The sequence below is a fragment of the Oharaeibacter diazotrophicus genome (assembly GCF_004362745.1).
GTDB lineage: Bacteria > Pseudomonadota > Alphaproteobacteria > Rhizobiales > Pleomorphomonadaceae > Oharaeibacter > Oharaeibacter diazotrophicus.
In genome coordinates this window covers 552179-564501 of sequence record NZ_SNXY01000006.1, presented here as the reverse complement: position 1 = coordinate 564501, position 12323 = coordinate 552179, and the positions used below count along the sequence as shown (strand labels likewise).

The window sequence follows — 12323 nt, the reverse complement described above, 5'->3', positions numbered from 1 at the left end:
AAAACGCCCGAACGTAGACACGCCCTCAGCGCGCGTCGATCTCGATCGCGTTCGTCGTCATGGGGCGGTTCCGGAACGCCGGCGTGTTTGCACAGTTCACGAGGATCCTGGCGGCGGGATGGACGATCCCCGGCCACAGCGGACGCAGCGTCACCGCGAGTGTCGCTCTGCCGCCGGCGGGTACTGCGAAAGTCGGCGAGTTGGCGGCGGCGCCGAGTTTCCACTTCAACTCGGCACTGTAACGGCCGTAGTCGAACGGGTCCGCGGTCCGGCTGAAGCCGACGAGACGGCAGCCGACGGCGTCGCGGAACCCGGTGTTGCGCACATCGAGGCCGACGGTGCGGCTGGTGCCATAGGGAATCCGCACGGGGTTGGAGATCTTCGGGAACGACGCCTCCAGTGTCGTCGTCGGGCTGGTCGTCCGGGAGACGACGTGATACCGCGCCGTCAAACGGGCGGAGCCGGCCCGCACGGTCACCGGTACGGCGGTGGTAGCAACCGCCGGCCCCGCGATCACCGACGAACCCAGCAGGGCCCAGCCGGCCGTGGCGTTGGACCCGAGTTCGGCGGCCGGAAGGGTCGCGGTCCGCGAGAAAGCCGAACCGAGATAGTGGCCTTGGGGGCCGAGGTGGACGTTCGTCGTCGTGATCGTTACCGGCTTCTGCGCGGTGTTGATCGCCAGGAACCGCGCGCCGACGAAACCGATGCCGGCTTCGATCACGTCGTCCACGATTGTTCGCTCGAGGGAATGGTCGGGCAGCAGGGCCACGCCGCCCTTCGGGCCGGTGTTGCGGACGGCGAGGGCGAAGTAGCTGTCGGTGCCGGCGTAGGACAGCGCGGTCGAAACGCGCAGCACGTAGGTGCGGCCGGCGACGAGATTGTAAGGAACGAAAGGCAGCTGTTGCATCGGCCCACCGGCCTTGCCGAGCCGCTTAAGGCCGCGGATCGACGTGCCGGCGAACAGCTCGAGCTGCAGCGAGGAGCGATAGGCGTCGTCCTCCGGGATCAGCGCGAACAGGTGGATGCCGGTCTTTTCGGCCTTGTAGCTGTACCAGACGCTGAACTGGCCGGGGCTTTCGACGCTGAACGAGGGTTCACCGAGTTCGATCGTGGCGTCGACCAGCGAGCCTTGGATCATCTCGGCATTGCCGGATGCGGCGAGGTCCGCCGGCGAGATCTGAATCCTCTTGGCGAACATGTCGTTGACCGGAGCGGCCAATGCGCCGGCCTGCATCAGAAAGAATGCCGCACACATTCCAAACGAAAGGCGCATCGTCGACGTCCCCCGTGCAATGCCCGATGCGCCCGGCGCGATCGGAACGCGACGCACGGTCGCCGACGGCCGGTGCCGAGGCATGCGCGGTCCGGGCGAGAGTAACCGGGTTCACGACGTGACGTAAACGGCCAATCCGAGCGCTCGCCCCGCCTCCCGCCCCTACCCCAGCCGCGAAAGCGCGGGAAACGTCTCCAGCAGCCAGAACGAGATGCGCTGCATGCCGCCGGTGAGGAACAGGAGACCGGTGGCGACGAGGACGCCGCCCATGACCTTTTCGACCTTGTCGAAATGCGCCCGGAAGCGGCGCAGGAAGGCGACGAAGGGGCCGGCGAACAGCGCGGCGACGACGAAGGGGATGCCGAGGCCGGCGGAGTAGACCGCGAGCAGGATCGCGCCCTCGCCCACCGTGTCGCGGGCGCCGGCGACGGCGAGGATGCCGGACAGGATCGGGCCGATGCAGGGCGTCCAGCCGAAGGCGAAGGCGAGGCCCATGGCGTAGGCGCCGGCCGGGCCGGCCTTGGCGCCGGCGGCGTGGAAGCGGGCCTCGCGGTAGAGCAGCGCGATGCGGAACACGCCGAGGAAATGCAGGCCCATCACGATGATGACGACGCCGGCGACCAGCGACAACTCGTAGGACCAGCGGATCAGCAACTGCCCCAGCACCGAGGCGGTGGCGCCGAGCGCGACGAACACCGTGGAGAAGCCGAGCACGAAGGCGAGCGCGACGCCGACCACCCGGGCCCGCCCGACCCGCGATTCGGCGCCGGCGCCGGTCAGTTCCTCGATCGAGGCGCCGGCGAGGAAGCCGAGATAGGGCGGCACCAGCGGCAGCACGCAGGGGCTGAGGAAGGAGATCAGCCCGGCGGTGAGGGCGGCGAGGAGGGTGACGTCGGCGTGCATCGGCGGGGCCCCGGACCGGATCGAGGCCGCGGGCATAGCACGTTCGCGGCCGCGGCGGACTTAAGCGGAAATGCGGGCCGGCGTCGAGGCGGGCGGGCGGCACCGGCCATCAACATCCCGTCATGCCCGGCGGGCCGGATGCGGCAGCACGGCCGACCGCCGCGACGCGCCGGCCGTCGCCCAGTCGTCACGGCCCCGCGCCGCACTCCGCGACGACGGCGGCGCGCAGCGCGGCGAGGATCGCCGCGGGGCGCTCATCCCGAGGAAAGCGGATCCCGTCGAGCTCCGTCACCGGCTGGAGGAGGCGCACCGAGTTGGTCAGGAACACCGCGTCGGCGCCGGCGAGATCGTCGCGCGTGAGCGCGCGTTCGACCGGCACCAGCCCGAGCGAGGGCGCGATCTCCAGCACCAGCGCCCGGGTGATGCCGGGCAGCACGGCGTCGGTGGTCGGCGTCTCCACGCGGTCGCCGGCGAGACGGAAGACGTTGGCGACCGAGGCGCAAGCGACGCGGCCGGCGGTGTCGAGGATCAGCGCGTCGCGGGCGCCGCGGCCGATCGCCTCCCGCGCGGCCAGCACGTTGTCGAGATAGGGCAGCGCCTTCAGCCGCGACACCGGCGAGCCGGCGTTGCGGCGGACGTCGACGGTGGCGAGGGTGGTCGGCTCGCCGACCAGCGCCGGGTTGAACGGGGCGAGCGAGACCACCACCGTCGGCTTCGGCTCGGCCGGCGGGGCGAGGCCGCGCGCGCCGGCGCCGCGCGTCACCGTCAGCCGGATCACGCCGCCGGCAGCGGGCGCACGGGCAGCGACGGTCGCGACGTCGGCGGCGAGCCGGTCGCGCGGCACCGAAAAGCCGAGCACGGCGAGGCCGGCGGCGAGCCGGTCGAGATGGGCGTCGAGCCGGAACGGCCGGCCGGCGAACACCGCCATGGTCTCGAACAGGCCGTCGCCGAGGGTGAAGCCGCGGTCGGAAAGGTCGAAGGGCGCGACGGTACCCTCGTAGGCGACGCCGTCGACCAGGATCACCGCCCGCCCTCCCCGCCGGCGCGGCCGGCGAAGGCCGCGGCGATGTGCAGGAAGTTGGCGAGCATGGCGTGGCCGCCCTCGGTCAGGATGCTCTCGGGGTGGAACTGGACGCCGTAGGTCGGGTGGTCGCGGTGGGCGAGGCCCATCACCTCGCCCTTCTCGGAACGGGCGGTGACCTCGAGCGGGCCGTCGGGATCGTCGATCTCGACGATCAGCGAGTGGTAGCGGCCGACGCGCACGGGATTGGGCAGGCCGGCGAAGACGTCGCTGCCGCGGTGGGTCACCAGCGAGGCGCGGCCGTGCATCGGCTCGCGGGCGCGGACGACCCGGCCGCCGAAGACGTCGCCGATGCACTGGTGGCCGAGGCAGATGCCGAGGATCGGGATCCGGCCCGACAGCGCCGCCACCGCAGCGTTGGAGACGCCGGCCTCGCGCGGGGTGCAGGGTCCCGGCGAGATCACCAGCGCGCGCGGGTTCAGCGCCGCGATCTCGTCGACGCCGATGGCGTCGTTGCGCACCACCTCGGCGCGCTCGCCGAGCTCCTCGAAATAGCGCGCCACGTTGCCGACGAAGCTGTCGTAGTTGTCGATCACGAGGATCATCGCGCGCCCTCCTCCGGCCGGAAGGCCTCGAGCACCCGGCGCGCCTTGACGATGGTCTCGTCGTATTCGTCGGCCGGGTTGGAGAGCGCCGTCATGCCGCCGCCGGCCCAGACGATCGCCTCGCCGCCGACGAAGGAGACGGTGCGGATCGCGATGTTGGTGTCGGCGGCGCCGTCGAAGCCGAAATAGCCGATCGAGCCGCAGTAGACGCCACGCTCGATGCGCTCGAGCTCGGTGATGATCTCCATGGCGCGGATCTTCGGCGCCCCGGTGATCGAGCCGCCCGGGAAGGCGGCGGCGAGCAGGTCGACGGCGTCGAGTCCGTCCTTCAGCGCGCCCGAGACCACCGAGACGAGGTGGTGCACCGTGGCGTAGCTCTCGAGCCCGTTCAGCTGCGGCACGTGCACGGTGTGCGGCCGGCAGACCCGGGAGAGGTCGTTGCGCAGCAGGTCGACGATCATGACGTTCTCGGCGCGGTCCTTCTCGGAGGCGGCGAGCACGGCCGAAAGGTGCATGTCCTCGGCCGGATGGGCGGAGCGGCGGATGGTGCCCTTGATCGGCCGGGTCTCGACGCGGCCGTCGTAGACCTGCGCGAAGCGTTCCGGCGAGGACGAGGCCACCTTCAGGGCGCCGTAGTCGAGATAGGCCGCGAAGGTCGCCTTGTTCACCCGGCGCAGACGTTCGGCGTAGAAGGCGAGCGGATCGAAGCCCGCCGGCAGCGTCGCCGCGAAACGCTGGGCGATGTTGGCCTGGAAGATGTCGCCGGCGAGGATGTACTCGCGCGTCCGTGCCACCGCCGCCTCGAATTCGGCGCGGGTGACGTTGGACCGCCAGGAGAGTTCGGCCGTGGCCGCTCCCTCGTCCGCCGAGGGAGGCGCGGCCAGGAGCGCCTCGACCTCGTCGGCGCGGCGGGCGGCGCGAAGGTCGCGCCGCACCGGATCGGCCTCGGGCCAGCCGGTCGAGACCAGCCACACCCGGTTCTCGCGGTGGTCCCAGGACAGAACGACGTCGTAGAAGTGGAGCTGCAGCGCCGGCACGCCCCCTTGCGCGACCGCGGGCTCGGGCAGACGTTCGAGCAGGCGGCCGAAGTCGTAGGCGAGATAGCCCGCCGCGCCGCCCTGGAACGGCGGCAGGCCCGGCACGGACGGCTGGCGGTAGAGCGCGAGCCGCGCCTTCAGCGCCGCCAGCGCCCGCCGGCCGAGCGGCTCGGCGGCCTCGCCCGGCAGGTCGACCGGCGCGCCGTTCCACGTCACCCGGCCACCGTCGACCACGAAGCTGCCGAACGGATCCGCCGCCACGAAGGAGAACCGCCCGAGCGTCGGATGCGACATCGCGCTGTCGAGGAACGTCAGGTTCGCGAGCCCCTTCAGCCGACGGACGGCGTCCATGGGATCGCGGAGGACGAGGGGGCGGACGATCATGGTTCAACCGGGGCACGGGACGGTCGGCCGCTGACCGCGACCGGCATCGCCAGGGAAACTATGGCGGCGCTGCCCCCGTGTCGAGCGATCGCCCCCGCGTGCGACGTCGCGCCCGCGGGACGGACCTGCGCCCGCCGATCTTGACCCCGGCGCATTTCCCCGGCATCTGCACGCGACGAACCTCCGCGGGCGCGAGCGCCCGCGCTTCCCGGATCTCCGCGCCGATGACCGACACCTCCCCCGCCGCGACCACCGGCGACGATGCCCGTTCCCCCAAGATCTCCTTCGTCAGCCTCGGCTGCCCGAAGGCGCTGGTCGACAGCGAGCGGATCGTGACGCACCTGCGCTCGGAGGGCTACGAGATCGCCCGCCGGCACGACGGCGCCGACGTCGTCATCATCAACACCTGCGGCTTCCTCGACAGCGCCAAGGCCGAGAGCCTGCAGGCGATCGGCACGGCGATGAAGGAGAACGGCCGCGTCATCGTCACCGGCTGCATGGGCGCCGAGCCCGAGCAGATCCGCGAGAGCTTCCCGAACGTGCTCGCCATCACCGGGCCGCAGGCCTACGAGAGCGTGATGGCGGCCGTGCACGAGGCGGTGCCGCCGAAGCACGACCCCTTCGTCGACCTCGTGCCGCCGCAAGGCGTCAAGCTGACGCCGCGCCACTACGCCTATCTCAAGATTTCAGAGGGCTGCAACAATCGCTGCACCTTCTGCATCATCCCCAAGCTGCGCGGCGACCTCGTCTCGCGACCGGTGGTCGACGTACTGCGCGAGGCCGAGCGGCTGGTAAAGGCCGGCGTACGGGAACTCCTGGTGATCAGCCAGGACACTTCGGCCTACGGCGTCGACCTCAAGTACCAGTCCGGCATGTGGAAGGACCGCGAGGTCCGCGCCAAGTTCCTCGACCTGTCCGAGGCGCTCGGCGAATTCGGGGTGTGGGTGCGCATGCACTACGTCTACCCCTACCCGCACGTCGACGACGTCATCCCGCTGATGGCCGACGGACGGATCCTGCCCTACCTCGACATCCCGTTCCAGCACGCCGCGCCGTCGGTGCTGAAGGCGATGCGCCGGCCGGCGCACCAGGAGAAGACGCTGGAACGGATCCGCAAGTGGCGCGAGATCTGTCCCGACCTCGCGATCCGCTCGACCTTCATCGTCGGCTTCCCCGGCGAGACCGACGCGGACTTCGAGGAACTGCTCGCCTTCATGACCGAGGCGAAGCTGGAACGGGTCGGCTGCTTCAAGTACGAGCCGGTCGACGGCGCCACCGCCAACGACCTCGGTCTTCCGGCGGTGCCGGACGACGTCAAGGAACGCCGCTGGCACCGCTTCATGGCGCACCAGCAGGCGATCTCGGCCAAGCTGCTGCAGCGCCGCGTCGGCAAGCGCATCCAGGTTCTGGTCGACGACAGCGCCGGCACCGCCGCCAAGGGCCGCTCGCAGTGGGACGCCCCGGAGATCGACGGCGCCGTGCACCTGACCTCGCGCCGCCCGATCCGCGCCGGCGAGTTCGTCACCGTCAAGATCGACCGCGCCGACGCCTACGACCTCCACGGCACCGTGGCCTGACCGGCCCGGTCGACGCGCCCGCCATGCGAAAAGGGACGCCCGGATGCCCGGACGTCCCTTTTTTCGTGCCGTGCCGGGAAAGCCGGCCCCGGCGGCGACGCCGGGGCCGTCGTCATCCCGCCCTCAAAGGGCCGGCGCCAGCGAGAAGGTCGAGTCCGCCTTGAAGCCCGGGGTGCCGTCGAAGCGGTCGAGCCAGACCTCGTAGTTGCGGTGGCGCAGGAAATAGCCCGGGTAGTTCTTCGCCTCGAGCGAGATGTCCGTGCCGGTCATGCCGCGGCGGGCGCAGAAGGTGGCGTCGGCGGCATAGCCGGCGTCACCGGCACCGGGATTGCGATCGAGGCGCAGACGGTAGTTCTGGTGACGCAGGAAGTAGCCCGGGAAGTTGCGCGACTCGAAGGAGTAGCAGGCGGCGTCGCCGAGGCCCTTGCGGATGGCGAAGGCGGAGTCGAGCTTGTCGACCGCCGACGAGGTGGAGCCGATCGCCGAGATGCCGGCGAGATAGCCCGCGTGGCGGACGCGGTAGGTCGGGAAGTTGGTCGGCACCAGCGAGCGCCAAGCGCCGTCGAGCGGCAGGGTCGGCACGGTGGTCGCCGGGGTGCCGGGCTTGGCCTGGTTGGCGAGGCCGATCGAGACGATCACGCCGCGGGACGGCACGCCCGAACCGTTCAGGATGTGGAGCAGGTAGTAGCCCGGCGGGGCGATCGCCGCCGACGCCGGCGCCCGAGTGGTGAGCACGGTGCCGTTGCGCGAGCCGGACAGCGGGATCAGCCGCTGCGAGCTGTTGAAGCTGTGGGTGGTCGACGACAGGCCGATCAGCACGCCGGAGGTCACGCTGGCGGCTTCGGGCGAGGTGATGGTGAACGCCGCGCCATAGGCGAGCGACAGCCCGCTCATCGCCGTGATCGTCGGCCGCGTCGCCAGCACTGCGCCGTTGCCGGACGCCCGGAACAGGTAGGGCGGATAGTAGATTTCGGCGTTGAAGTTGTTGACCGGGCCGGGGACGCCGCCGCCGGTGGAGAGCAGCGCGCCGTTCGGCAGCAGGATCACCGCCGAGTGGTAGCCGCGGTAGACCGCCGACTTGGCGCCGAGGGTCCAGCGGCCGGTCGCGGGCGACCAGATTTCGGTGTCGTAGACGGCATTGTCGCCGGCGGTGTCGGCATAGCGGGTGCCGCCGGTGACCGCGACGGTGCCGTTCGGCAGCACGGTGGCGTTGGCCCACTGGCGCGCGTTGGTCATCGGCGCGGTCTCGGTCACGACCGGCTGGGCGCCGTTGATGTCGAACACCGTCGCCGCCTTCGACGACGACGAGGCGTAGCCGTTGGCGAGGCCGTTGCCGCCGACCTGGAGGATCTTGCCGGGGGCGTACATCACGGCGGTCGAGGTCGGACCGATGTTCGGCCGGGTGCTCTCGCTCGGGCCGGACTTGAAGGTCTGCACCTGCGAGATCGCGCCGTTGCCGGCCGGATCGAGCTTCCAGGTGCGGTCGCTCGAGATGCCGAACACCTTGCCGTCCGGCGCGACCCAGAGGCGCGGATACCACCACCTGTTGTTGGTGGCGCCGAAGGCGTCCGAGCTCTTGGCACCGTCGAGCCGCTTCCAGCCGGCGCCCTCGGTGTAGACCTCGGGCGTGGTCGAGACCTTGCCGTCGCGCTCGGCGGCGGCGGGATCGCCGTAGGCGCCGACCTCGTAGGGCTTGCCGCCACCGACCACCAGGGCGCGGCCGTCGGCGAGCGTGATCATGCTGCCGTACCAGCGCGGCGCCGAGAGGTCGGCGGCGAGCTTTGTCGCCGACAGCGTCGCCGCGTCGAAGCGGGTGCTCGCCATCGCCGAATAGCCCGACGCCGGCGTGTTGCCGCCGGTGATCAGCATCGCGCCGGTGGTGAGATAGGTCGCCGCGCTGCAGAAGCTGTCGACCTGCTGCGCGTTCGGGAAAGTGTAGTGCGATCCGGCGCCGAGGCCCGCCTCGGGCGTCCAGATGTCGAAGGTGCGGCCGTCCTGGACGCCGTTGCCGAGCGGGGTGCCGTAGCTCATCACCACGCCGCTCGGCATCAGCGCGAGGTGCAGGCCGATCAGCGGCCAGTCCGACACCTTCGACCACATCCCCTTCTGCGGGGCGTCGGCGGGAATGGCGAGGTTGGCGAGCAGCGGGTCGGCCGTCTGCGGGATCGCGACGTCGGCATGGGCGGCGGAAATGCCGCCGGCGAGCACCGCGGCGGCGGCCACCAGATCGTATGAACGCATGACGCTTCCCGTGACTGGGGTGATCGGTAGCGTTCGATACAAAACAATTCGGATTTTATCTATCGCACGCTTGCTTTTACCTTAACGTCGAAAGGTTTCACGCCAATCTCAACACGATGGCACCCATGGCGATCGCCGCGGTGACGGCGAGCTTGCCGGCGCCGATCCGTTCCTTGAGCACGAAGGCGGAGATGGCGGTGGCGAAGATGATCGACGTCTCGCGCAGCGCCGCCACCACGGCCACCGGCGCGTGGGTCATCGCCCACAGCGCCAGCCCGTAGGACGTCATGGTCGAGAAGCCGCCGACGAAGCCGAGGCCGAGGTTGCGGCGGGCATAGCCGACGAAGGCGCCGCCACGGCGCCAGAGCGCCCAGGCCACCAAGGGAAAGGCCGGGATCAACACGACCCACAGCGTGTAGGCGATCGGCGCGCCGGACCGGCGCACGCCGAGGCCGTCGATCAGGGTATAGGCGGCGATGACGAGCGCGTTGAGGAGCGCGAACACGGTGGCGCGGCCGGAGGCGTTCATCCGCCCGATCAGCGACAGGCCGATCACCCCGGCGGAAATGGTGGCGAGGCCGATCCATTCGCCGAGCGCCAGCGCCTCGCCGACCAGCGGTCCCGACGCCAGCGCCACGATCAGCGGCGCGGTGCCGCGCATCAGCGGGTAGGTCTGGCTCATGTCGCCGAGGCGGTAGGCGAAGGCGAGCAGCGTGAAATAGGCGGTCTGGCAGAGGCAGGAAGCGGCGATGAACGGCCAGCTCTCCGGCGCCGGCTGCGGCAGGAACGGCAGCAGCACGGCCGCGATCACCGACGCCGTCGCCGCCACCAGCACCGAGCCGAACGACTTGTCGGCGGCCGCCTTGAGGATGGCGTTCCAGGTGGCGTGGAGCGCGGCGGCGACGATGACGGCGAGGAGGACGGCAGCGGACATGATGCCGCGACCTTATGCGGATTCCCCCGCACGTGACAGTTCCATGACGGCGCCGGGGCCATCGGATGCGGGTGCATTTCGCGCCCGCCCGCCGCTCGCGCCGCCCCGCCCGTCTCATACCGGTCTCGGCCTTTCGGCCGGCGCCGGGTCGGGCGCTTCTCGCCCGCAGTGCTCCGACCACGGGTCGGAACTCGCGGGCTCGGTATCAGGCCCCGATCGCCTCGGGGTCCGCCGGCTTCAGCGACACGCTCTCGCCGCAGCCGCAGGCACTCACCTGGTTCGGATTGCGGAAGACGAAGCCGGTCTTCAGCGTGGTGCGCTCGAAGTCCATCTCGGTGCCGAGCAGGAACAGCACGGCCTTGGGCTCCACGAACACGGTGACGCCGTGCTCGTCGATCCGCTCGTCGCCCGCAGGCGCCTCGCGGGCGAGGTCCATGGTGTAGCTCATCCCGGCGCAGCCGCCGTTCTTGACGCCGACCCGGACGCCCGCCACGGGTTCGTCGGCGTTCTCGATGATCTCGCGCACCCGCTCCGCCGCCGCCTCGGTGACGGACATCACGGTGAGCTTGCGTCTGGCAATGGCCATGTGGGGAACTCCTGGAGGGTGCGGCAGTCGGGCTTCGGGCTTCGGCAGTCGGACGCGGTTGCAGCCGCGCCGTCCGCTGGGGCAACCGACTGCCGAAGCCCGACTGCCGACTGCCGTCACATCAATACCAATTCAACGCCACCTGCGCTTCTTCGCTCATCCGGTCCGGCGTCCACGGCGGATCGAACACCATCGAGACCTTGACGCCGGTGATGCCGGCGACGGCGCCGACGGCGTTCTCGACCCAGCCCGGCATCTCGCCGGCGACCGGGCAGCCAGGGGCGGTCAGCGTCATGTCGATCGAGACGAAGCGGTCGTCGTCGATGTCGATCTTGTAGACGAGGCCGAGTTCGTAGATGTCGGCCGGGATCTCCGGGTCGTAGACCGTCTTCAGGGCCTGGATGATGTCGTCGGTGACGCGGGCCAGTTCGTCCGCGGGGATGGCCGATCCGGCCACCGCCGCGGCGTTCGGCGTCGTCTCCGCCGTCGTCGCCTGCTCGTTCATGTCGGACCTCATCGGAACATGGTCTCGGCCTTGCGCAGCGCCGCCACCAGCGCGTCGACCTCGGCCCTCGTGTTGTAGAGCGCGAAGGACGCGCGGCAGGTGGACGTCACGCCGAAGCGCGACAGCAACGGCATCGCACAATGTGTGCCCGCGCGCACCGCGACGCCAGAGCGGTCGATGATGGTCGCGACATCGTGAGCGTGCGCGCCCTTCATCTCGAAGGCGACGATGGCGCCCTTCTCCCGCGTGGTGCCGAAGATGCGGATGGAGTTCATCTCCGAAAGCCGGGCCATGGCGTAGTCGCGCAGGTCCTCCTCGTGGGCGAGGATGGCCTCGCGGCCGAGGCTCTCCATGTAGGCGAGCGCCGCGCCGAGCCCGATCGCCTGCACGATCGGCGGCGTGCCCGCCTCGAAGCGGTGCGGCGGCTCGTTGTAGGTCACGAAGTCCTCGGTGACCTCGAGGATCATCTCGCCGCCGCCCTGCCACGGCGGCATCGCCTCGAGCAGTTCGCGCCGCGCCCACAACACGCCGATGCCGGTGGGGCCGTAGACCTTGTGGCCGGTGAAGACGTAGAAGTCGCAGCCGAGCGCCCGGACGTCGACCGGCAGGTGCACGGCGCCCTGGCTGCCGTCCACCATCACCTTGACGCCGCGCGAATGGGCGATCCGCACCACGTCGGCGATCGGCACGATCGTGCCGGTGACGTTCGACATGTGGGTGATGGCGACCAGCTTGGTGCGCGGGCCGATCAGCGCCTCGAAGGCCTCGAGGTCGAAGGTGCCGTCCTCGAGGATCGGCGCCCACTTGATCACCACGCCCTTCTTCTCGCGGTGGAAGTTCCACGGCACGATGTTGGAATGGTGCTCGAGGATCGAGAGCACCACCTCGTCGCCCTCCTCGAGGTTCGCCCCGCCCCAGGACGCTGCCACGAGGTTGATCGCCTCGGTCGACGAGCGGGTGAAGATCACCTCGTCGACCGACGGTGCGTTGATGAAGCGCCGGACGATTTCGCGCGCTTCCTCATAGGCTTCCGTCGCCGCGTTCGAGAGGAAGTGGAGCCCGCGGTGGACGTTGGCGTATTCCTCCTCGTAGGCCCGGGTGATCCGCTCGATCACCGCCCGCGGCTTCTGTGCCGAGGCGCCGTTGTCGAGATAGACCAGCGGCTTGCCGTAGACCGTCCGCGACAGGATCGGAAAGTCGCGCCGGACGGCTTCGACGTCGTAGGAATGGGGGGTCTCGCCGTTCATCGTTGATCCC

The 12323-nt window shown here is 70.5% G+C and carries 11 protein-coding genes; 1 reads left to right on the top strand and 10 read right to left on the bottom strand.

Features of this window, described 5'->3' with window-relative positions:
* Positions 1-25: 25 nt before the first annotated feature.
* From EDD54_RS02825 to pabB, 5 genes are all read right to left on the bottom strand, one after another.
* The gene (locus EDD54_RS02825; RefSeq protein WP_126536772.1) at positions 26-1273 is read right to left on the bottom strand and encodes a hypothetical protein; all 1248 of its coding nucleotides are present in this window, start codon (positions 1271-1273) and stop codon (positions 26-28) included.
* Positions 1274-1435: 162 nt separating this feature from the next.
* Positions 1436-2176 carry a cytochrome c biogenesis CcdA family protein gene (locus EDD54_RS02820; protein ID WP_126536774.1) on the bottom strand — a complete coding sequence of 247 codons (741 nt, stop codon included), beginning with the start codon at positions 2174-2176 and terminating at the stop codon, positions 1436-1438.
* Positions 2177-2363: 187 nt separating this feature from the next.
* Entirely contained in the window at positions 2364-3200 is an 837-nt protein-coding gene (locus EDD54_RS02815; RefSeq protein WP_245515622.1) for an aminotransferase class IV, read from the bottom strand.
* On the bottom strand, positions 3197-3802 hold the full coding sequence (locus tag EDD54_RS02810) for an anthranilate synthase component II (protein WP_126536776.1): 606 nt from the start codon (positions 3800-3802) through the stop codon (positions 3197-3199). The genes EDD54_RS02815 and EDD54_RS02810 overlap by 4 nt, the downstream gene beginning before the upstream one ends.
* Positions 3799-5223, bottom strand: coding sequence for an aminodeoxychorismate synthase component I (pabB, locus tag EDD54_RS02805; RefSeq protein ID WP_126536778.1), 1425 nt, complete (start codon positions 5221-5223; stop codon positions 3799-3801). Before pabB ends, EDD54_RS02810 begins: the two co-directional genes overlap by 4 nt.
* A 224-nt stretch (positions 5224-5447) precedes the next feature.
* On the opposite strand from pabB, the gene rimO reads away from it, so the two are divergent.
* Complete coding sequence (gene rimO / locus EDD54_RS02800) at positions 5448-6800, top strand: 30S ribosomal protein S12 methylthiotransferase RimO (RefSeq protein ID WP_126536780.1); 1353 nt, start codon at positions 5448-5450, stop codon at positions 6798-6800.
* Positions 6801-6923: 123 nt separating this feature from the next.
* On the opposite strand, the gene EDD54_RS02795 is transcribed toward rimO, so the two are convergent.
* The 5 genes from EDD54_RS02795 to EDD54_RS02775 all read right to left on the bottom strand — a co-directional run bounded on the left by EDD54_RS02795 (position 6924) and on the right by EDD54_RS02775 (position 12313).
* Positions 6924-9041 carry an AbfB domain-containing protein gene (locus tag EDD54_RS02795; protein WP_126536782.1) on the bottom strand — a complete coding sequence of 706 codons (2118 nt, stop codon included), beginning with the start codon at positions 9039-9041 and terminating at the stop codon, positions 6924-6926.
* A 97-nt stretch (positions 9042-9138) separates the two neighbouring features.
* Entirely contained in the window at positions 9139-9975 is an 837-nt protein-coding gene (locus tag EDD54_RS02790) for an EamA family transporter (protein WP_126536784.1), read from the bottom strand.
* 205 nt (positions 9976-10180) lie between these two features.
* Positions 10181-10561, bottom strand: coding sequence for a Fe-S cluster assembly scaffold SufA (sufA, locus tag EDD54_RS02785; protein ID WP_126536786.1), 381 nt, complete (start codon positions 10559-10561; stop codon positions 10181-10183).
* A gap of 121 nt (positions 10562-10682) precedes the next feature.
* The gene (locus tag EDD54_RS02780; RefSeq protein ID WP_425374978.1) at positions 10683-11078 is read right to left on the bottom strand and encodes an SUF system Fe-S cluster assembly protein; all 396 of its coding nucleotides are present in this window, start codon (positions 11076-11078) and stop codon (positions 10683-10685) included.
* Positions 11075-12313 (bottom strand): cysteine desulfurase, encoded by a 1239-nt coding sequence (locus tag EDD54_RS02775; RefSeq protein WP_126536787.1) that lies wholly within the window; start codon positions 12311-12313, stop codon positions 11075-11077. Before EDD54_RS02775 ends, EDD54_RS02780 begins: the two co-directional genes overlap by 4 nt.
* Positions 12314-12323 lie beyond the last annotated feature (10 nt).

Coding starts and splice junctions, on each gene's coding strand:
- EDD54_RS02780 (WP_425374978.1), bottom strand. CDS start 11,078: ATGAGGTCCGACATGAACGAGCAGGCGACGACGGCGGAGACGACGCCG.
- EDD54_RS02810 (WP_126536776.1), bottom strand. CDS start 3,802: ATGATCCTCGTGATCGACAACTACGACAGCTTCGTCGGCAACGTGGCG.
- EDD54_RS02790 (WP_126536784.1), bottom strand. CDS start 9,975: ATGTCCGCTGCCGTCCTCCTCGCCGTCATCGTCGCCGCCGCGCTCCAC.
- rimO (WP_126536780.1), top strand. CDS start 5,448: ATGACCGACACCTCCCCCGCCGCGACCACCGGCGACGATGCCCGTTCC.
- pabB (WP_126536778.1), bottom strand. CDS start 5,223: ATGATCGTCCGCCCCCTCGTCCTCCGCGATCCCATGGACGCCGTCCGT.
- EDD54_RS02820 (WP_126536774.1), bottom strand. CDS start 2,176: ATGCACGCCGACGTCACCCTCCTCGCCGCCCTCACCGCCGGGCTGATC.
- EDD54_RS02795 (WP_126536782.1), bottom strand. CDS start 9,041: ATGCGTTCATACGATCTGGTGGCCGCCGCCGCGGTGCTCGCCGGCGGC.
- sufA (WP_126536786.1), bottom strand. CDS start 10,561: ATGGCCATTGCCAGACGCAAGCTCACCGTGATGTCCGTCACCGAGGCG.
- EDD54_RS02775 (WP_126536787.1), bottom strand. CDS start 12,313: ATGAACGGCGAGACCCCCCATTCCTACGACGTCGAAGCCGTCCGGCGC.
- EDD54_RS02825 (WP_126536772.1), bottom strand. CDS start 1,273: ATGCGCCTTTCGTTTGGAATGTGTGCGGCATTCTTTCTGATGCAGGCC.